The following is a 17,825-nucleotide window of genomic DNA, read 5'->3' as shown; positions in this document are numbered from 1 at the left end:
GCTAAAGGCCTGATAGACTGGCGGTGCCATCCACCTGCTGCTGTGAGTCGAAGCCATGCTTCACGTGTTGTTCAGCGTTTATCTGAAAATGCTGGTGCTTTACAGTCCGTTCTTCGTCCTTTCCTGCTTCATCAGCCTGACCCGCGGCCACTCGCGCAAGGAGCAAAGGCGTCTGGCCTGGAAAGTAGCGCTCGCCACGCTGGTCTCCAGCGTACTGTTGTACCTGTTCGGAAGAGTGATTTTCGATGTATTCGGGATCACGGTCGACGCATTCAGAATCGGCGCCGGCACTGTGCTGTTCATCTCGGCATTGGGCATGGCTCAAGGCAAGTCAGCCGTGCAGACCGATAATGTCCAGCAGGACGTCACCATTGTTCCGTTGACCATCCCCCTGACGGTAGGCCCCGGCACGATTGGCGCACTGCTGGTCATGGGCGTCAGTCAGCCGCATTGGGACGACAAACTCGCGGCTATCCTAAGTATCGCTCTGGCGAGCCTGACAGTCGGGGTCGTGCTGTATCTGGCCAATCGCATCGAACGTATTCTCGGTGATCAAGGTTTGCAGATCGTCAGCCGCCTGATGGGGTTATTCGTCTGTGCATTGGCCGCACAGATCATATTCACCGGCATCAGGGGCTATTTGTTGCCTTGAGCTGTTCAGATAGAGGCGGCACGTATCAGGCTTTTCGCCCTGCCATCCAGATAGCGCGCCACGTCATTACGATGTTCCGCATAAATCTTTGTGTCGAAGGTGTAACTGCCGCCCTTGAAATGGAACAGCAGCCTTCGTCTGCCTGCACTACGTTCGTCGATGCTCAAGTGCAGACTGCAAAGCAGCAGGAGTATCCGGCCCGGTTCATACTTCTCGCAGGGCACCACTTGAAAGCTACCCAGACGCCCCTGATCGAAGCCGTCTTGAAAGTAGGACGCTGCCGCCTGATTCACGCCCATCGCCGTGAAGGCACGCTGCACCATGCTGCCCAGACGCTTGCGATCCGCAGGATTGCTGACCTTGAAAGTTGCCTGCACCAAATCGTCAACGTTGCTTACGATAAGTGAGTCGCCCAGAACCACGCCTTTTTGCTGTAGGCCACGCGTCCTGAGCCGGCTGCGGTAATAATGCATCCAGCTGCTCCACTGCGTCGTGAAATCAAACTGTTTGCCCGCGAACAACTGCGCATCCAGAAGAACGTCCAGAATGTCGTTACGATCCTCGCCCGAAAGCCCGGGAAGAAACGCCACCATACTGTGGATATCACCCAGATACGCTCCATTACCTGTGCCCGAATTCATTTGCATTACTCCCTTCCATGGGGGCTTGGCCGCACTGTTAAAGACTGATGATTTCGGCCCGTGCGCGATCAGCCAGAGCATCTTGAACAGTTTGTCGAAAAGGCTCGAAGCTCTGGCGACTGAAGCGGAACGCTGCACTGATTGCATGCACTCGCATTTCTCCGCCGAGTATCTGCCAGAAATAGAATGCGGGCCTCAACGCTGTGGTCGTCATCTGCAGGCTGCACAAAAGGATCGTCGCCTCATCTTTGTTGTGCATGACACATGGCATGAGTTGAAAGCTTTCAGAGCGCCCAGAGGTAAACCAACTGCTGAAAAAAGTCTTCGCATGGTCACTGGCCAGTAGAGTGTCGAGCGAACGGTGGTACAACCGGCGAAGTTCGACGGCATTATCAACCACCGGAAACCGCAATTTGCCGATGTCCCGGAAACTGTGAATGTTCAACCGTACGTCGTTGCCCCCCGCGCTACGCAGCCCGCCATTGGCAACAATAGATCTCTGGTAAACGTCCAGCCATAAATGCCAGGCCCGCTGAGGAGAGTGTTGATCATCCGCGACAAGTCTGGCGTGCTGCAGGCAGCTTATGATGTCCTGGCGCAAACAAGCGTCGATATTGTGGAAGGACAGCAGGCTGGAGCCTGTCAGCAGGGTTTCATCCGGATCAGACATCAGGCCTGTCTCCAGGCGTCATGATCAGACCGACACGTTTGCTCGACAGCGCTGCGTCTATGCCTGCGCGAAACTGTGAATAGACCTGGTCGATCAATTGCATTGAATAGACAGTCACGGCGATGTTGCCGTAGATGCTCTGCGGTTCGAGTACCTCGAAAAGAAAGCCGGATGCCAGTGGCTGACGGGTGGCGAAATGAAGCTGCGCCAGTGTCAGGTTACGCTGAGCGTCGAAAAACCCGAGTTGCAAGACCACGCTGACCTGCAATCTTCCTGCATGATCCAGACCGCTCTGTAGCGTATGACGACTCAGCAACTTAAGCGCTTCGTTTCCGGCGCGATGATTGCAAACCAAGCGCATATATGCCTCTGCACGCCCTAGCGCATCGGTTGACGCCGTAGGAGCAAGGGCAAGCCTCATGCGATTCCATATTGTCTCTACACTCCCCACCTGCAAAGGCTCGCTGACATGTTCGCTGGCACTCAGCACCCAGCCGAAACGCAGAGTTGCAGCAAGACGGGTTTCATTCCATTTTTCAAAGTCGGCAAACTTTGGGTGTTGCTTTGATGCGGCCAACTGCACGTACAACATCGAGTCCAGCACATCGTTGTTCAGCGCGACCTGCTGCGGCCCGGAAAAAAATAGCAAACAGCCCGCATTAACGACGACAGCATTCAATTCCTGCTTCATGGGAAATTCCTTTTATCCCGAACGCGGAGGCAATCATTGCCTCCGTAAACAACCCGATCAGATTTCAAACTCCTCGATTGCACTTTTGGCGTTGTCGCCGAGCCTTTGCTGAATCAGGTCGCGATGGCGCGAATACAGGCCTGCATTGAGCACCAGATTGTCCTCGCCTTTCCAGGTTTCAACATGGGTGTCCTGCCATTCCCAGAACAGGACATTGGTGACCTCACTATCAGTCTTGAAGCTGACCGCGCCCATGGCCAGAATCACAATCTTGTCAGCGGATTCCATGCAAGAGGCAACGCGAAAACTGCCCCCGCGATGTGACTTGGCCTGGCTCTCGAACAGGCGTAAAGGTTCTTTTTTGGCTTTCAGCGCAGCCAAGGCGTCAGCGGCGACCTTGAGCATCAGCAGTGATGCAGGCCCCGGCAAAGCTGCTGCGGTAACAGCCGAAGCAAGGATCTCAAGACCCACCTCATCCATGCTGAAGCGCTGCTGGGCAGCGTGATAGCGTGCATAGTTCCAATGGGTGGAAAGCCAGCCAAGCCTGGAGAGCACTTCGTTGAATTTGTCATACCACTGATCACCTTGAGTTTCAGGGTTGAACGCCTTGTTGGCCACCAGGGTGGCAAACAGAAAGGAGTCCATGACGTCTTCCTTGCTCTGGCGCGACATACCCTCGGCAAATGCCAACAGACTGCTTGCGACAACTGCCCCCTTGGCAGGCTCATCGCCTGGATCGGAGTCAGTCAGATCGTCTGCCAAGAGCAATTCGGGCTTTCTGGCTGCGGAGTAGGCGGTCAACGATGGTGGGCATTCAGCCAGTTCACAGGTGGCAATGTAATGAAGGTTGTCAGCAGTGTTCATTGTATTTTCATGTTTCATTTCATTAGTCCTTTAATTCATGAGCCCTGATGGACTGGAAGAAGACTAACGAAATAAATCAGGCATTTTTTGGCACAGACAAACCGCACATTGCAGGCTTTATGAACTGTTTCTGAAGCTTTCACTGGAATGCACAGGGTTTCCGCACACTCAGCACCCGGTGTGAATAGTGGTCAAACGAAGATTCTCTGGCTGCACAGGGAAACGTCCCTCAAACCTGACAGCACGAAGAGCCCCCGGTCGCTCGAACATCCAGGTAAAAACCTTGACCTGAATACTTGGCATTGCACAGAAGTTTCAGCACGTTCCCACAACAAGCTCGATGCCGGTATGACAAGCCTGCGGTCTCAGACTGTAGGTTTCTTGCCATACCAACGCGGCGTATAGACCCAGCTGCCGCCTTCGTTACGAGGAAACGTGCAGGTCAGAGACGAGCCGATCAGCACCATCGTTCGCATATCCACCTGTTCCGGCGTCAACTCGCCCAGTGTGATGACACGCAGCGTCTGGCCCGGACGGCCCACGTCACGCCCAAGCGTAACGGGCGTTTGCGGACTGCGATGCTGACGAACGATCTCAAGCGCTTTGCCCAGCTGCCAGGGTCGGGAACGGGAAATGGGGTTGTAGAAAGCCAGCGCCAGATCTGCCTGACATGCAAGGTCCAGGCGTTTCTCGATGATTTCCCACGGTTTGAGATTGTCGGAAAGCGACAGCACGCAGAAGTCATGCCCCAGGGGCGCGCCCGCCTGTGCGGCAGTGGCCAGAGAAGCCGAGACGCCCGGCAGGATTTCCAGTTCGACAGAATGCCAGTGTGGGTCATCGGACTCGTGCAGCGCTTCGAGCACCGCCGACGCCATGGCGAAAACCCCGGGGTCACCCGACGACACCACGGCCACCGAGCGCCCCTGCGCAGCCAGCTCGAATGCATGCCGGGCACGCAGCATTTCTTCGCGGTTGTCGGTGCAGTGCAGCACTTGATCGGCGCGGAACGGTCCGGCCATGCGCACGTAGGTTTCATAGCCAAGCACATCATTGGCGCGCGCCAGTTCGGCCTTGACCGCAGGCACCATCAGGTCCGCTGCGCCAGGGCCGAGGCCAATGACCGCGAGACGCCCGCGCCCACGGCCAATGCTCTGCACATCCAGCGGTTGCGCCGCGACGGCGATCGCAATGCCATCGCCCATGCCGAGCAGCGCCAGCCGTTGCGGTACTGCACCTGTGGCCATTTCGCTGGCCGATCCGGCCCTTTCAAAGCGTAAAGGAACACCCAGCGCCTCTGCCGCCTGATGCAACAGCGCACTGGCCATCTGATCTTCGCTGGCCAGCAGACAAGCCAGAGATTGCTCGGCTATGTTTGCGTCGCGCAATGCAGTGCGCACTTGCGCAGCCAGCTCATGGGTTACTGCGCTGACAGACACCAGCACACTGCGCGGATAGATCAGCAATTCGTTAGACGAAGGCGCGCGCACCGCCGAACCGACATGAATCGTCCGCTCGGCCTGTGGGTCCTCGGGCAGCTGCGCCTGTGCCAGCCACGGAGCCTCGCCTTCGATGCGCACATGCTCGCCGGAGAGCAAGTCGGAAACGAAGCGTTTGCCCAGTTCCAGATCGCCCAACGCATAGCCGCTGGGCGGATTAAGCAGGCAGGTGCCAAAGCGCAATTCACCGCTGGTGGTTATCGCCGGCGCGATACCAAGCCCGTTGGCAATGCTGCGCGCCATGACATTGACCCCTCCCAGACCGCCAAGCAGCGGCACAACGGCGCTGCCGTCTTCAGCCACGGCCAGCACTGGCGGCTCGGCGCCTTTTTCCAACAACAATGGCACCAGCGTGCGGATCACAATGCCCGCAGCACACAGGGCAATGATCGGCGTATTCTGCTGATACAACTGACGCACCGTTGTACCGAACTCGTCGTAGACGTTATCGGCCCCCTGCACACGCTCGGCAAGGCCATGAATCAGCGCTCCAGGATAAAGCTGTTGAATGCGCTTTGCAGTCGCCAGGCTACCGTTGCCGAGAATGACGATGGCGGGAGTTTCGAGAGTCATCAGCCTTGCCACCTGTCGCCGGGAACAATGATCAGTGAGAAGTAAGGCGACGACATCGGGTCGACCTGGTCCAGCGGCACGATCTTCTGATTGGTCATGGTAGCGCGCTCGACGTACAGCGCGCGCCCGGCCATGCCCAGCTCGGTCAGCACTTCACGCACCTTGTGGAAGTTGCGTCCCAGTTTCATGATCACCGCCGCATCGGCGTCCGCCAGCTTGCGTTTCAGGTCGTCGTGGGACAGCACACCGGACAGCACCGACAGGCTCTGGTTGCGATACACCAAAGGTGCGCCCAGCACCGACGCGCCGCCGAGCATCGAACACACACCCGGAATCACTTCGGCCTGATAACGCTCGGCCAGACGATCGTGCAGGTACATGTAAGAGCCGTAGAAGAACGGATCGCCCTCGCAGATCACCGCCACATCACGTCCGGCATCCAAGTGCGCGGCGACCAGAAGGCTCGATTCGTCGTAAAAATCACTGATGACTTTCTCGTAGGACAGCGACGCAGGCAGTGCCTCGGTAGTGACGGGATAGACCAGTGGCATCAGGGTCTGCATGTCCTGCAGATGTGCTTCGATGATGCCGAACGCATTACCTTTTTTGCCCTTGGCCACGAAGTACGCGACCACGGGCGACTCACGCAGCAGGCGCAGCGCCTTGACGGTAATCAGCTCCGGGTCGCCGGGGCCGACGCCCAGGCCAATCAATCGACCGCGTGCCTGCATCATTCGATCTCCGTGGCCAGTGCGTTGACAGCGGCCACGGCCATGGCGCTGCCGCCGCGACGGCCCTGCATGATCACGAATGGCACGCCGCGGCTGTCGGCGGCCAGCATCGCCTTGGACTCGGCAGCGCCAACAAAACCGACCGGAAAGCCGAGAATAAGCGCGGGTTTCGGCGCGCCTGCGTCGAGCATTTCCAGCAGATAGAACAGGGCCGTCGGCGCGTTGCCGATTACCACCACGCTGCCTTCCAGGTGCGGACGCCACAGTTCCAGCGCCACGGCAGAGCGCGTATTGCCAAGCTCGAGAGCCATTTCTCGCACGCCTTCATCATGCAATGTGCAGATGATCGGGTTGTTGGCGGGCAGGCGCGTGCGGGTGATGCCTTCGGAAACCATGCGCGCATCGCACAGGATCGGCGCACCGGCCGCCAGAGCATTGCGCCCGGCTGTACCGGCACCTGGCGAGAAGCGCAGGTCTTCGATGACCTCGACCATCCCGCAGGCGTGAATCACACGCACGGCGAGTTTTTCCAGATCGGCGGGGATCGTGTCCAGGCGCGCCTCGGCGCGAATGATCGAGAAGGAATTGCGATATATCTCCTGACCATCGCGGATGTAGTCAATCATGCAATGTTGCTCCGTGAGTCAGCGTTCAACTGCGCGCTGACTGCTTCAATAGTAAGGTCACGCGCGCGCAGCACACCGAAACCGGGATGCGCTGCGTCGCGAAAATAAAGGTCATAACGGCCGGGCGCAACAGCCAGCAAGGTCACCGGGGCAACGTGCGCAGCGGCACACGAACGCTTGCAACCGCTCAGGTGCACGGCCTGACTGTCAGCCAGCCCGGCCGCCAGCTGCAAGGCATCTGCCTTGGTGTCGGCCAGCCCTTTGGCGCAACCGGCGCAACCGGTACACGCCAATATCTGCGCCAAAGGCTGTTCGACCGAACAGATCAGGCCCATCGCGTGTAATTGCGCCATTACCACCGACGCCTGCTCGACTGGCACATTGGGCAGCAACAGGCTTTGCCAAGGCGTCAGGCGTAATGTGCCATCACCCTGATCGACCGCCAGTTGCGCCACCGCAGTCAGCATTGCCGCGTCAAGACGCCCCAACGGCACTACAGCACCGACTGCGACCCTTCCAGCCTGCCGCTGCGGGTAGACACCGATATGCCCGTTTCTCGGAAGGGCCGGACGCTGCCAGCTGGTTACCCTTTGATCAACCCGCAACGCAAGTCCTGGGCGGGCCGACAATTGCTGCAGCAGATCATCCACCGAGACCTCGGCCAGCAAATGCCGCATCCGGGTGTGCTCGGGACGGGCCAGATCGAGGAACAGCTCGAGCAGCGCGATAACCAGTACCTGCCCGGCAGCCAGCGGCACGGCAGCCAGCGGGCGATCACTGGCCGGACAACCTGCCAGGCCGAACGCCAGCAGCACTTCGTCGTCAATTTTCAAAGCCGACAGCCACACATCGTGCGGATGCTCCAGCATCACCAGCGCTTCACCGGCGTCCAGCGACAGCGCGAACTTGGGTGACAGCTCGTGAAAACGCGGGTGACTTTCAAGAGCCCCGAGAATCTGCGTCGCCAGGGGGCGGGCATCGAACAGCATGTGCGGATCAAGCCCGGCGGTGGGGCTGAGCATCAGGTTGCGCACATCATCACTGGCAGGGCTGGCAGGACCAAGTCCTGCGGCCATCAGCGAACGGATCAGACCGTCGTGATCGGCGCCGACGCCGCGAATCTGCAGATTGGCGCGGTTGGTGGCTTCTATTACGCCCCGGCCATACGTCTGCGCCGCTTGCGCGACCGCCAGTGCCTGCGCACTGGAGATGACGCCGCCCGCCAGCTTGATCCGACAGATTCCGCCGTCCAGCGCCGGGACGATACGCAGCAACCCCGGACAGGCCGAGGGGCGTAGCGTTGCGGACGATGTGCGAGCGGCTGGCTGCTCGTTCAAAGGGTCACCCGTTGTGAACTGGCTGGAAACGGAAGCTGTTTAGAGCACTTGTACCCCGTCGGGCGCGGTATTATGCCTGCTTTGTCCGCAGGCATGAAAAGACGCTCTGTCGGAAGTTCGGATCGAGGTAGGTACATGTCGCCGTGGCTGACAGTCGTGGGAATCGGAGAAGACGGTTACAAAGGGCTGGGCAAGAACGCCCGGCATGCTCTGCTGCACGCTGATCAGGTGTTCGGCGGCCCGCGCCAGCTGGCGTTGCTGCCACCTTGCATCCGCGCCGAACGGCGCGCGTGGCCGAGCCCTTTTTCGCTGAACCCAGTGCTGGAACAGCGCGGTGCAGAGATCTGCGTGCTGGCCAGTGGCGATCCCATGCTGTTCGGTGTCGGCGCCAGCCTGACGCGCGTGGTCGCTATCGAAGAAATGCGCATTCTGCCTGCGCCCTCCTCTTACTCGCTGGCTGCGGCTCGCCTGGGCTGGCCGCTGCAGGAAGTGGTCACCCTGTCGGTGGTCGCCCGTCCAGTTGCCGCACTGAATGCCCACTTTCATCATGGCGTACGCCTGCTGGTACTGAGCAACGACGGCAGCAGCCCTGCAGTTATCGCCGGTTTGCTGCGCGAACGAGGCTTTGGCCCGAGCCGCATGGCCGTACTGGAGCATCTGGGTGGCGACGCCGAGCGGCGTGTCGAGGGGCTGGCCAGCGAATGGGGCAACCCTGAGATCGCAGCGCTCAACCTGGTTGCCATCGACTGCCGCGCCGCGCCAGATGCCGTTCGTCTGAGTACCCTGGCAGGTTTACCGGACAGCGCCTTTGAACACGACGGGCAACTCACCAAACGCGACGTTCGGGCCATCACCCTGGCCCGCCTTGCTCCGCTGCCGGGCGAATTGTTGTGGGATGTGGGTGCGGGCTGCGGTTCTATCGGCATCGAATGGATGCGCGCCCACCCGACCTGCCGGACCATGGCCATCGAGGCTGATGAAGGCCGTCAGCAACTGATCGAATTCAACCGCGATGCACTGGGCGTGCCCGGCCTGCAATTGGTACGCGGTAGCGCGCCCCAGGCACTGAACGGGCTGGAACGACCGGACGCGGTGTTCATCGGCGGCGGCGTTACGCGTATCGGTGTGCTCGAAACCTGCTGGGAGCAGCTGCGCTCCGGCGGTCGGCTGGTGGCCAACGCTGTGACTCTGCAAAGCGAGGCCGCGCTGATGGCCTGGCGCGAGCGACACGGCGGCGAACTGACGCGCATCCACGTCGCGCATGCCCAGCCGCTTGGCGAGTTCGACACATGGCGTCAGGCGCTGTCGATCACCCTGCTGGAGGTAGTCAAACCCTGATGCGCGAAGAAACCGCCGAACAACCTGCCCCGCTGCGCAGTGGCCTGACCACTGGCAGTTGCGCGACCGCGACCAGCCTGGCGGCGGCGCGATTGTTGCTCAGCGGGCAGGTCAGCGACGCAGTCGAAATTGTATTGCCTAAAGGCAAACAGGTGCAGATGCGCCTGGAATTCTGCCGCCTTGTGGATAATTTCGCCGAAGCCGGAACGATCAAGGATGCCGGTGACGACCCCGATGTCACCCACGGTGCGCTGGTATTTGCCCGTGTCAGGCTGGAAACGACACCAGGCGTGCGCTTTGTGGCCGGCGCAGGCGTCGGCAGCGTGACCCGGCCCGGTCTAGTGCTGGCGGTGGGCGAACCGGCCATCAATCCGGTGCCGCGCCGCATGATGACCGAACACTTGATTCGGCTGGCGGATGAATCGGGCTATAGCGGTGGTTTCGAGGTAACGATTGGCGTCGAGGGCGGCGAGGCGCTGGCCCTCAAGACCATGAACCCGCGCCTGGGCATTCTCGGCGGGCTGTCGATTCTCGGCACCAGCGGGATCGTCCGGCCCTTTTCCTGTGCGGCCTACATTGCCTCTATTCATCAAGGCATCGATGTCGCTACCGTCAATGGCCATCGACACATCGCCGCCTGTACCGGCAATGCCAGCGAAGACACCATGCGCTGCGTCTACAACATCCCCGACATTGCGTTGATCGAAATGGGCGACTTCGTTGGCGCGGTACTCAAACACCTGCGCAAGGTGCCTGTGGATAAATTGAGCCTATGCGGCGGTTTCGGCAAGATCAGCAAACTGGCTGCCGGCCATATGGACCTGCACAGCCGTCACTCCAGCATCGACCTGCCGCAACTGGCGCGCTGGGCAACAAATGTCGGCGCAGATGCCGCCTTGCAGCAACAGATCCTTCACGCCAACACCAGTCAGCAGGCATTGGCCATGTGCGCTGCGGCCGGGGTGCCACTGGGTGACGAGGTGTGTCGCCATGCCCTGGACTTCGCCCGCAGCGTGGTGCCCGCAAGCGTTCAGGTCGAGGTGTTCGCGATTGATCGCCAGGGCGGCCTGGTGGGTCAGGCAGGTGTCGCATTCCCCAAGGAACCTCTATGAAAAAAATTCTGCTGCTGGGCGGCATCACCGAGGCGCTGGCGATTGCACGCAAGCTTGGCCCTGAGCATATCTACAGCCTGGCGGGTGTAGGCCGGGTGCCGACAGACCTGACTTGCCAGTTGAAAGTCGGTGGGTACGGTGGCGCCGAAGGGATGGCGCAGTACATTCGTGAACACGATATCGATCTGCTGCTGGATGCCACCCATCCGTATGCCGCGCAGATCAGCCACAATGCAGCGCGCGCTGCGCAGCTTGCGGGTATTGCATGCTGGGCCTTGCGTCGCGCTGCCTGGCAAGCCGGTCCGGGTGACGCTTGGCGCGAAGTGGCCGACTGGTCTGAACTGGTCACAGCACTGGCGCCGTTCAAGCGACCACTGTTCACTCTGGGCCGCGAGCCCTTGCAACATCTGAATGAAATCCCGGACCACCAGTTCTGGACCCTGCGCGCCCTGGACAGCTACCCCGGCAACGAGCGCTGCGAAGTCATCGGCGCCCGAGGCCCGTTCTTGCTGGAAGACGAACGACAGCTGTTCGAGCAACGTGATATCGACGTGCTGATCAGCAAAAACAGCGGCAGCGGCTCGACCGAACCCAAGTTAGACGTCGCCCGCGAACGCGGCCTGCCGGTTTTGATCCTGAAACGCCCGCATTTGCCTGGAGTGGACCGACTGTTCTGGGCTGTTGATGAGGTGCTGGAGGCGTTGGGACTTGAACCTTGAGAGCGCCCCGTGCGGAAGCCTGCTCACTCAGGGGCCGGTACGTCCGCCGACGCTTTATGCCGCAAGCACTATGGATCGTCGGCGGGGTCACACACGATTGATGTTTTCAGAGCCAGGTTGCGCCCCGGCATCTAAAGGTTTAACTGAGTGTTTCGTATGTACAGTCGGTAAGCCCTCCACTCCTTTCCTCGACCACTCCCGGAGAATCCTCTACATGTTCAAAAAAGCACTCCTGCTGGCCGCATTGATGTTGCCGGCCTGCTTCGTCCAGGCCCACGAATATAAAGCCGGGGCGCTGCTGATTGGCCATCCGTGGTCGATGGAGCTACCGCCCAATGCGCCCACTGTGGCGGCGTATTTCAGTATCGAGAACAAGGGTGACAGCGCCGACCGTCTGCTCGGTGCCGATACGCCCATCGCCGGGCAGGCCCAGTTGCATGAGCACGTACACGCGGATGGCCTGATGAAAATGCAGCACGTAGAGGCTGTCGATATCCCGGCAGGCGGCAAGGTGAGTTTTGCCCCGATGGCATGGCACGTGATGCTGCTGGACATCAAGGACCGTTCGAAGCTGGTCGTCGGCCAGCGCTTCCCGATGACCCTGCATTTTGAAAAGGCGGGAGATATCGAGGTGCAGGTCGTGGTACAAAAGCAGGCTTCGGAACACCAGCATTGAGTAGTTTCCCCGATTGAGCACCACCTGCCGCCGCGACGGTTCAACCATTCCCCGTGACAAAAGGGGCGCATGGCTGAGCCTGTTCGCCATGTTGATGATTTTTATCGGCCCACTGGTTTCCCAGTCGATGCCGATGAATCAGCACGCGGGCATGTCGATGGCCATGCCCGCAACGATGGACATGACAGCCGACAGCCATGCCCATCATGGTGCAGAACATGCGCGAGCTGCTGACACAGGCATGAGTGATCACGCACTGTGGGCAAAGTGCGGTTATTGCACCTTGCTGTTCAGTTGCCCGGCGCTGCCCCATGTACTTGAGCTGGTGGCTGCCACGCCGCCCGCGCCAGGCAACTTCTTCGCTCGGGCACCGCGACAAGGCCATGCACACAAACCGGTCTTCCCCAATGCCCGAAGCCGGGCCCCTCCGACACTCATGGCTGCCTGACCAGCAACAAGATTCCACGACCGCGCCCGGCCCAGAGCTGTGCGCGTCTCGTGCTGTGTTATCCCTGATAGGGAGCGTTGAACGTGTCCAAACCTGCTGTCTCTTTTTATAACCTGGCCTGGCGATGGCATTTCTATGCCGGGCTGTTTGTCGCGCCATTCATGATCCTGCTTTCATTGACAGGGATCATCTACCTGTTCAAGCCACAGCTGGATAACCTGATGTACAGCGACCTGCTGTACGTCACCCCGACCGAGCATCGCCTCGCTGCCGATGAGCTGCAACAGCGGGTACTGAGTACTTATCCACAGGCCGCCATCGGTAAATATTTCCCGCCGACCAGCGTCGAGGGCAGCGCCCAGTTTGTGATCCGCGAACAGGGCCGCGAGGTCAATGTGTTCGTTGATCCGTATCGCGGCGAAATACTTGGCACTCAAGACGCCAAGGACAATTTGCAAGCGATTGCCCGCGCACTGCATGGCGAGTTGATGATCGGCACTGTGGGTGACCGGCTTGTCGAGCTGGCGGCGGGCTGGGGCATTGTGCTTGTCGTCTCCGGCCTTTATCTGTGGTGGCCACGAGGCCGTTCGGCTGCCGGTGTGTTCTGGCCACGCCTGACTGCCAAAGGCCGCGTGTTGTGGCGGGATCTGCACGCAGTGACAGGTTTCTGGGGCGCGCTGTTACTGCTGTTCATGCTGTTGAGCGGCATGACCTGGACCGGGCTGTGGGGCAAACAGTACGCCGCGGTGTGGAACACCTTCCCGGCCGCCATGTGGACCAACGTCCCCATGTCCGACAAACAGGCTGGCGAACTGAACAATGCCAGCGTGCAGACCGTACCCTGGGCGATGGAAAACACACCGATGCCGGTATCGGGCGGTGATCATGCCGAACACATGGGCCACATGCACATGTCCAGCGCTCCGGCAGCGCCCAAAGTATCGCTGCAGCAAGTCGTCGACATCGCCCGGGCGAGAGAGATCGTACCGGGCTACAGCATTACTCAGCCAAAGAATGCCGACGGTGTGTTCACAGTATCGGTGTTCGCTGACGACCCACGCGACGACGCCACTCTGCACATCGACCAGTACACCGGCAAGGTGCTGGCGGACGTGCGCTATGTCGATTACAGCGCGGTGTCCAAGGCAACCGAGCTGGGCGTGATGCTGCATGAGGGCAAGTTTTTTGGCTGGATCAACCAGCTACTGATCTTGCTGGTATGCCTGATGGTACTGCTCAGCTCCGTCAGCGGCCTGGTGATCTGGTGGAAACGCCGACCCGACAGTGGGCTGGGCGTGCCCCCTTTGCGTCACGACCTGCCACGCTGGAAAACCGCGACAGTGGTGATGATTGTTCTGGGCGCGATATTCCCCCTGGTGGGCATTTCGATGCTGATTGTCTGGGTGCTTGATCGAATAGTGATTTCGCGCTTTGCCAAACGGGCGACAACAGCTTAGATTGCACGCTGCGAGGCCTGAAACCGTTGAGTGGCGTTGTGATGAATTCCTCCTCATACCCGGTTTCAGGCCTCGCCCCTTCCTTGCCAGCTCGCGCGCTTCCCCTTCCTACCAGACGCATGGACGATGCCACGAGCATCGAGCAACCCTGCCCGACAGCTATTTGCCGCCCAGACTGACTAGATGCAATGAACCGCCGGCTAAGGCCTTGAGCGGATCATCTTTCATCCAGAAGAATCGGCACCATGAACGCAACCCTCCCGACACCCCCTGACCCTCTAAAGAAGCCGCCCGACAGCGAAACCTGCCTGCCAGACCTGGCTGAAACGGTAGGTGAACTGGTGCATGAAGCACTCAGAATGGTAAAGCCTGACCTGAATGTTCATGCCGCCTGGCTTGCTTATCGTGACAGCAGGTTACCGCCTGACGCCGATGACAATGTGCACAGTGCTCCACTGATCGCCAGCCTTATCGAGCATTTCACCGGCAAGCTGAGCTGGAACGACAACGAAGTACAAGGCATCTACCCGACGCCCTCTGTCAGCACACAGACCCTGGTCATCGAACCACTGGGTCGGACGGCGATCCTTACCCTCTACGCTCATGTCAGGCAACAACTGGAAAAACGCTACAGCCAGAAGCTTGCAGATTACTGGGCGGCTGCATTGCCCGATGGCAAGACCCGACGCAGTGAGTTTCTCTCCGACCAGATCCAGTGCCTGAGATCTGAATGCGCAATACGGATAGCGCTGGGAAAGATGACCACCAGTCACTACAGCATGCTGCTGACTGTCCTGAAACGATGCATCACCGAAGCCACTGACGAAACTCAGGCACACAGCGTTTACAACCTCAGGGCAAGCATCGACGGAGCCAAGCAGATTGCACTGCCCGGTGCCTTCATCATTACTCGCAGGTTTAGAACACAACCGGCGCAAACAGATGATGACGAACGAGAAGATGTTCTGCTGTTCACCCAAGAGGACGGTCTGGAAGGATTCAACTCGTTCAAACAGATGAATGACAGCCTCATAGGGCGAGGAAACGAGCCTCGATACAGCCAGCGTTTTCAGGCTCTGCTCACTTTGGAAGAACCTGAGCCAACAGCTGACAGCCCGATGCTGTGGAGCTACACATCAATGGCGGGTAACTTCCTGAGCCAACTGTTGACCCTCCAGATCATCAGGCAGCAAGGGCTGTTCGCTATTGCCGTACAGCGCGCCCTGGCAGAGCGAATGGACATGGCCTGTTTTGAGCAACTGATCTGGCAACTGCTCAAACCCGAACTTCAGTTGGATAACTGCCAGCGCCTCGAACAGATGGACAGCGAACTGATTCAAACCCAGATGCCCGACTGGTGGCAAACCATGGAGCAAAAACAACGCAAGGAATGGTGTGAGCAAGCGCAGCGCTTTGGCGAAGCGGTCGTGAACATACATAGCGTCAGCAAAGACCGCTTCGACCGCCCCGAAGTTGACGGCCGCCTCTACTTTGCTCGCTACATAGACCAACAATTGCATGATGCTCTGAAGCGAGCGTCGGTCGAGCTTGCAGCTGAGCGGATCATGGTTTCTCTGACCTATGGAGTCCGCCAAATAAAGCCGGAAATCCCGGGGTTTAATGGAACACCTGTCATCGAAACGAGAACAATGTCACTCCGGCATCTGATGCACTCACCCGTCTTCCGGGTCAAAGCCAGGCACGCATTGTTGATCGGCCTTACCGACGACACAGGCAAATCAATAGAGCAACTGGACAAGCTCTTCGTCAAAAATATTGTTGCGGCTATCCACGATCCGCAACACCTCGACAGCTATCTGGACGACCAGTTGAGGTCGTCGGCTTATGCACAACAACTCAAGCGATCGCGACAACAACTGCTGGAATCCCAAATGAGAATGAGGCTGCTGGAGATCGAGCAGCAAGCCTTCCCATTGAGCGGCTCGACCTGGATCAAAGCAGTGCTCGATGCTCCTGCACCTGAAAGGCGGCGTAACGTCAACAGCGAAAAAATAGAAGTCCGGTTACTCAGTATCAATCAGCTCACGATAAGTAACGTCATGTTGATTGCCCCGGTCGATAAATTCGAAAAAGGCCCCTTGGTGCTCTGCACACTGGATGCGAGTGACGGCGTCGTTTTTCGCTGGTTCAACAGCATGTTTCACCTGACCCAACTCCTTGAAGATGAGCCATTCCAGCGCTATCTGATGCGGCAGATACCCGTTTCCAGACGCATGGAGATGCTGTACGCCATGAAGTACGAGAAGGAGGCAAAGCACTGGCGTCTACCGGAAATAATCACCCGGTTTTCTCCGATAAAATTTCCTGCAGGACTGTTTAGGCCGATAGTTTTCATCCCGCAGAGCAATAACTTTTATGAAGAAAACCATAAGACCAAGATCAACCTTTTGATTCAAGAGGCCAAACAGCGAATGAGCCCTGCGCATGGAACGGGGCAATCCGGCAATGGCTTCGACTTCACCGCCAATATCGTGCTTCTGTTCTTGCCTGACGCAATCCTGATGCCTCTCGCGCTGGGACTGGCGCTGTACAAGACATGGAGCGCTTTTGAAAAAATTGAGGAGAACGACATACGGGGGGCTGCCGATGAATTTCTGAGCGCTATAAGTTACCTTGCCATCGCCTTGCTGGGACACGTAGCACTGGCTCTCAAGCCTGCAGTACGTGCTCGGGCTGCAATCAGACGCCCAAACCTGATACGCCAGATCGGGCGCGACGGTCAGCCACAGATCGGCTACCTGATGTCGCATACCGGCGCCCCCAGATTCGGCGAATCGAAACTCACCGTTGCACTGGTCCCCAAACGCTTCACAGCTATCGAATTAGAGAATCAAACCTTTTATGTCAGCCGACGTAATAACCTGTTTGGTCATTCTCGCCTTTATCGACAACACCCGATCGATGCAACGCTGCTGGTGCATGAGCACGAGTACGCGTTACGCACCACTAGTGGAGCCTGGAAAGTTGTGAGTGAAGGAATACCGCGCCTAAGTCCTCAGGCAATCCGGAAGGCCAGAGCACGCCTGGCCAGTTTACTGACTGACTGGCCCTCTTCCCTTCAGGAAACTACTGCTGCCGAGCGTATGGCGTTCGAAGCCGACTATATAGCCTTGAGCAAGACATCCAATGCAGAGGGCCTGCCTGCAATCACGGCCTATGCAGAAGGCGGTTCAGGCGAGATCAACCCACTGCTGAGAAGCGGTGTACGCAACGCCACAACACGCGAGTTTCTTGATCAGTTTCACCGTCTGAAGGAATGGCACGGCACTGCGTTTCGCGCCACTTACGTGTCCAGCGAGGGGCTGGCGTGTCTTGAGGGGGAGACAGGCGCAGTGTTTATGGATAACGGTGTGCAATCCGCGTCCGTGTCACGAACCAACGCCCTCGAATGGAGCCAGGACGAGTTTGTCACCCGCAATGCCAACGCTGAAAACCACCCGGTGTTTTTCATTTTTGCACCGGCAGTCCCCAAAAAGAACATGTTCACGGACTTTCTGGGCGACCACGTCGCGATACCACCCTCCACACTCCTGCAACTGGGCGCAACGAGCAGGGTCAATGGCCAGCTATACGCCTATTTCGACATCCCGGAGCAGGTTATGGATCAGGCCTATGACCTCTACAGCGGCGAGAAAGAATTGTGGGTTTAACGCCATCTATACACTGAAAAAAGAGACGGTCGAGACTGGCTTTTCTCGAGCCGCACCACGATAAGGCAACCTTTGCCAGGACCGCCTGACATCGTCCCATGCTGGTGCGCATAACCGGGCACA

17 protein-coding genes are annotated in these 17,825 nt (G+C 58.7%); 8 read left to right on the top strand and 9 right to left on the bottom strand.

All coding sequences use genetic code 11. The features are described 5' to 3' along the window. Window positions 1-55: 55 nt before the first annotated feature. Entirely contained in the window at window positions 56-652 is a 597-nt protein-coding gene (locus POR16_RS02960) for a MarC family protein (protein ID WP_005888650.1), read from the top strand. Window positions 653-657: 5 nt separating this feature from the next. Here POR16_RS02960 and POR16_RS02955 read toward each other — a convergent pair whose 3' ends face one another. From POR16_RS02955 to cobG, 8 genes are all read right to left on the bottom strand, one after another. Then, the gene (locus tag POR16_RS02955) at window positions 658-1,293 is read right to left on the bottom strand and encodes a hypothetical protein (RefSeq protein WP_024690951.1); all 636 of its coding nucleotides are present in this window, start codon (window positions 1,291-1,293) and stop codon (window positions 658-660) included. 37 nt (window positions 1,294-1,330) lie between these two features. After that, complete coding sequence (locus tag POR16_RS02950) at window positions 1,331-1,963, bottom strand: hypothetical protein (RefSeq protein WP_005888646.1); 633 nt, start codon at window positions 1,961-1,963, stop codon at window positions 1,331-1,333. Next, window positions 1,956-2,654 (bottom strand): hypothetical protein, encoded by a 699-nt coding sequence (locus POR16_RS02945; RefSeq protein ID WP_005888644.1) that lies wholly within the window; start codon window positions 2,652-2,654, stop codon window positions 1,956-1,958. The genes POR16_RS02950 and POR16_RS02945 overlap by 8 nt, the downstream gene beginning before the upstream one ends. Window positions 2,655-2,711: 57 nt before the next feature. After that, window positions 2,712-3,536 carry a hypothetical protein gene (locus POR16_RS02940; protein ID WP_024670353.1) on the bottom strand — a complete coding sequence of 275 codons (825 nt, stop codon included), beginning with the start codon at window positions 3,534-3,536 and terminating at the stop codon, window positions 2,712-2,714. A gap of 347 nt (window positions 3,537-3,883) precedes the next feature. Then, entirely contained in the window at window positions 3,884-5,587 is a 1,704-nt protein-coding gene (gene cobJ / locus POR16_RS02935) for a precorrin-3B C(17)-methyltransferase (RefSeq protein WP_005888642.1), read from the bottom strand. Further along, complete coding sequence (locus POR16_RS02930; RefSeq protein WP_005888640.1) at window positions 5,587-6,318, bottom strand: precorrin-2 C(20)-methyltransferase; 732 nt, start codon at window positions 6,316-6,318, stop codon at window positions 5,587-5,589. The genes cobJ and POR16_RS02930 overlap by 1 nt, the downstream gene beginning before the upstream one ends. Continuing rightward, window positions 6,318-6,944 (bottom strand): precorrin-8X methylmutase, encoded by a 627-nt coding sequence (locus tag POR16_RS02925; RefSeq protein ID WP_003368856.1) that lies wholly within the window; start codon window positions 6,942-6,944, stop codon window positions 6,318-6,320. Before POR16_RS02925 ends, POR16_RS02930 begins: the two co-directional genes overlap by 1 nt. Further along, complete coding sequence (cobG, locus tag POR16_RS02920; protein ID WP_122381211.1) at window positions 6,941-8,281, bottom strand: precorrin-3B synthase; 1,341 nt, start codon at window positions 8,279-8,281, stop codon at window positions 6,941-6,943. The genes POR16_RS02925 and cobG overlap by 4 nt, the downstream gene beginning before the upstream one ends. Window positions 8,282-8,416: 135 nt before the next feature. Here cobG and POR16_RS02915 point away from each other — a divergent pair, with 135 nt between their 5' ends. The 6 genes from POR16_RS02915 to POR16_RS02890 all read left to right on the top strand — a co-directional run bounded on the left by POR16_RS02915 (window position 8,417) and on the right by POR16_RS02890 (window position 14,031). Beyond that, complete coding sequence (locus POR16_RS02915) at window positions 8,417-9,619, top strand: bifunctional cobalt-precorrin-7 (C(5))-methyltransferase/cobalt-precorrin-6B (C(15))-methyltransferase (protein ID WP_005888633.1); 1,203 nt, start codon at window positions 8,417-8,419, stop codon at window positions 9,617-9,619. Further along, window positions 9,619-10,731 (top strand): cobalt-precorrin-5B (C(1))-methyltransferase, encoded by a 1,113-nt coding sequence (locus POR16_RS02910; RefSeq protein ID WP_053931577.1) that lies wholly within the window; start codon window positions 9,619-9,621, stop codon window positions 10,729-10,731. The genes POR16_RS02915 and POR16_RS02910 overlap by 1 nt, the downstream gene beginning before the upstream one ends. Continuing rightward, window positions 10,728-11,450, top strand: a complete 723-nt coding sequence (locus POR16_RS02905) for a cobalt-precorrin-6A reductase (RefSeq protein ID WP_055002334.1) — start codon at window positions 10,728-10,730, stop codon at window positions 11,448-11,450. The genes POR16_RS02910 and POR16_RS02905 overlap by 4 nt, the downstream gene beginning before the upstream one ends. 214 nt (window positions 11,451-11,664) lie before the next feature. Beyond that, the gene (locus POR16_RS02900) at window positions 11,665-12,126 is read left to right on the top strand and encodes a copper chaperone PCu(A)C (protein WP_005888622.1); all 462 of its coding nucleotides are present in this window, start codon (window positions 11,665-11,667) and stop codon (window positions 12,124-12,126) included. 46 nt (window positions 12,127-12,172) lie between these two features. Continuing rightward, window positions 12,173-12,574 (top strand): DUF2946 domain-containing protein, encoded by a 402-nt coding sequence (locus POR16_RS02895; protein ID WP_042932088.1) that lies wholly within the window; start codon window positions 12,173-12,175, stop codon window positions 12,572-12,574. A gap of 83 nt (window positions 12,575-12,657) precedes the next feature. Next, window positions 12,658-14,031 carry a PepSY-associated TM helix domain-containing protein gene (locus POR16_RS02890; protein ID WP_005888619.1) on the top strand — a complete coding sequence of 458 codons (1,374 nt, stop codon included), beginning with the start codon at window positions 12,658-12,660 and terminating at the stop codon, window positions 14,029-14,031. Window positions 14,032-14,447: 416 nt separating this feature from the next. Here POR16_RS02890 and POR16_RS26470 read toward each other — a convergent pair whose 3' ends face one another. Next, the gene (locus POR16_RS26470; protein WP_230855599.1) at window positions 14,448-14,804 is read right to left on the bottom strand and encodes a hypothetical protein; all 357 of its coding nucleotides are present in this window, start codon (window positions 14,802-14,804) and stop codon (window positions 14,448-14,450) included. Here POR16_RS26470 and POR16_RS02885 point away from each other — a divergent pair. After that, a complete protein-coding gene (locus tag POR16_RS02885; protein WP_234887631.1) occupies window positions 14,790-17,702 on the top strand; it encodes a dermonecrotic toxin domain-containing protein in 2,913 nt (970 codons plus the stop codon). The two genes, POR16_RS26470 and POR16_RS02885, sit on opposite strands and share 15 nt — an antisense overlap. Window positions 17,703-17,825 lie beyond the last annotated feature (123 nt).

It is taken from the genome of Pseudomonas coronafaciens pv. oryzae str. 1_6, assembly GCF_000156995.2.
GTDB lineage: Bacteria > Pseudomonadota > Gammaproteobacteria > Pseudomonadales > Pseudomonadaceae > Aquipseudomonas > Aquipseudomonas tremae.
The sequence above is the reverse complement of the archived record's forward strand: the minus strand, read 5'-3'. Positions and strand labels throughout refer to the sequence as shown.

Excerpts from the sequence above, each read along its gene's own strand:
- POR16_RS02960 (WP_005888650.1), top strand. The coding sequence starts at position 56 with ATGCTTCACGTGTTGTTCAGCGTTTATCTGAAAATGCTGGTGCTTTAC.
- POR16_RS02955 (WP_024690951.1), bottom strand. The coding sequence starts at position 1,293 with ATGAATTCGGGCACAGGTAATGGAGCGTATCTGGGTGATATCCACAGT.
- POR16_RS02950 (WP_005888646.1), bottom strand. The coding sequence starts at position 1,963 with ATGTCTGATCCGGATGAAACCCTGCTGACAGGCTCCAGCCTGCTGTCC.
- POR16_RS02945 (WP_005888644.1), bottom strand. The coding sequence starts at position 2,654 with ATGAAGCAGGAATTGAATGCTGTCGTCGTTAATGCGGGCTGTTTGCTA.
- POR16_RS02940 (WP_024670353.1), bottom strand. The coding sequence starts at position 3,536 with ATGAAACATGAAAATACAATGAACACTGCTGACAACCTTCATTACATT.
- cobJ (WP_005888642.1), bottom strand. The coding sequence starts at position 5,587 with ATGACTCTCGAAACTCCCGCCATCGTCATTCTCGGCAACGGTAGCCTG.
- POR16_RS02930 (WP_005888640.1), bottom strand. The coding sequence starts at position 6,318 with ATGCAGGCACGCGGTCGATTGATTGGCCTGGGCGTCGGCCCCGGCGAC.
- POR16_RS02925 (WP_003368856.1), bottom strand. The coding sequence starts at position 6,944 with ATGATTGACTACATCCGCGATGGTCAGGAGATATATCGCAATTCCTTC.
- POR16_RS02915 (WP_005888633.1), top strand. The coding sequence starts at position 8,417 with ATGTCGCCGTGGCTGACAGTCGTGGGAATCGGAGAAGACGGTTACAAA.
- POR16_RS02910 (WP_053931577.1), top strand. The coding sequence starts at position 9,619 with ATGCGCGAAGAAACCGCCGAACAACCTGCCCCGCTGCGCAGTGGCCTG.
- POR16_RS02905 (WP_055002334.1), top strand. The coding sequence starts at position 10,728 with ATGAAAAAAATTCTGCTGCTGGGCGGCATCACCGAGGCGCTGGCGATT.
- POR16_RS02900 (WP_005888622.1), top strand. The coding sequence starts at position 11,665 with ATGTTCAAAAAAGCACTCCTGCTGGCCGCATTGATGTTGCCGGCCTGC.
- POR16_RS02885 (WP_234887631.1), top strand. The coding sequence starts at position 14,790 with ATGACCACCAGTCACTACAGCATGCTGCTGACTGTCCTGAAACGATGC.